This window comes from Microbacterium testaceum (genome assembly GCF_006539145.1).
In the GTDB taxonomy this organism is placed as follows: domain Bacteria; phylum Actinomycetota; class Actinomycetes; order Actinomycetales; family Microbacteriaceae; genus Microbacterium; species Microbacterium testaceum.
Genome location: NZ_BJML01000025.1, coordinates 1 through 1,231, shown reverse-complemented (window position 1 = coordinate 1,231; position 1,231 = coordinate 1). Strand labels below are relative to the sequence as shown.

The 1,231-nt window shown below is 66.8% G+C and carries 1 protein-coding gene; it reads right to left on the bottom strand.

Translation table 11 applies throughout. From position 1 onward, the window contains the following. Positions 1 to 142 precede the first annotated feature (142 nt). Positions 143 to 1,231, bottom strand: a 1,089-nt coding sequence (locus MTE01_RS16870) for an ABC transporter permease (RefSeq protein WP_218026387.1), incomplete at its 5' end; no start/stop codon positions are given.

The window sequence follows — 1,231 nt, the reverse complement described above, 5'->3', positions numbered from 1 at the left end:
GGCGGAGCCCGACGAGGTGCCACCGGAGCACCCGGCGAGGACGAGGGTGGCTGCGGCGCCGAGGGTGGCGAACGCGAGAACCTTGTTGTTCCACTGCATTGTGATGACCGTTCTCTCTTGGTGGGGTGTCGGATGCCGGGCCTCAGCCGCGGCGTCCTCCGCTGACGAACTTGCGCCAGAGGCTCTGGGTGGTGCCGCGGGTCGCGGCGGTGCGGCGCACCTGGTCGACGTAGACCGCGGTGATGAGCACGGCGCCGACGGCGACCTGCTGCCAGAAGGGCTGCACGCCGGTGATGACGAAGCCGTTCTGCAGCACGGCCGGGATGAAGAGGCCGACCACGGTTCCGAAGATCGTGCCGACGCCGCCGAAGAGCGAGGTTCCGCCGATGACGACGGCCGCGATCACGTTGAGGTTGGTCTGCGACTGACCCGCGATCGCCGTGGTGGAGAACTGCGACAGGGCCAGGATGCCGGCGAGCCCCGCGAGCGCTCCCGACAGCGTGTACACGGCGATGAGGTGACGGTCGACCTTGACACCGACGCGACGGGCGGCGAGCTCGCTCGAGCCGACGGCGTACGTGTACAGGCCGAACTTCGTGAAGTGCAGCACGACCGCGCCGATCACGACGACCACGAGCGCGATGACGCTGATGATGGGGAGCGATCCGAAGACGTTGCCGTACCCGATCGAGACCGTCAGCACGGTGGGCACGTCGCGGATGTCGACGCCGCCGGTGAGGATCTGCGCCAGGCCCAGGGCCATACCGAGCGAGCCGAGCGTGACGATGAGCGGCGGGATCTTCGCCTTCGCGATGAGGAAACCGTTCAGCAGTCCCCAGCACACCCCGCTCAGGATCGAGACGAGGATGCCGATGGTCGCCACGCCCCAGCCCTCACCGCCGAGCGCGCGCATGGTCAGGGCCGAGACGACACCGGAGAACACGAGCACCGAGCCGATCGACAGGTCGATGCCCGAGGTGATGATGATGTACGTCATCCCGACGCCGAGGACGGCGAGGATCGAGGCGTTCTGGATGATGAGGCGGAAGTTCGACCACTGCGCGAACGAGTCCGGCGCCAGAGCGCTGAAGATCAGCACGATGACGATGAGGATGAGCAGGATCTGGAAGGCCTGCGCTTTGAGCAGTCCCAGGAAGAAGTGGGGCTTGTTCTCCTCGAACGTTCCGATGGCCACCGTCTCGGTGGGAGGTGTCTTGGTGCTCACTTCGAG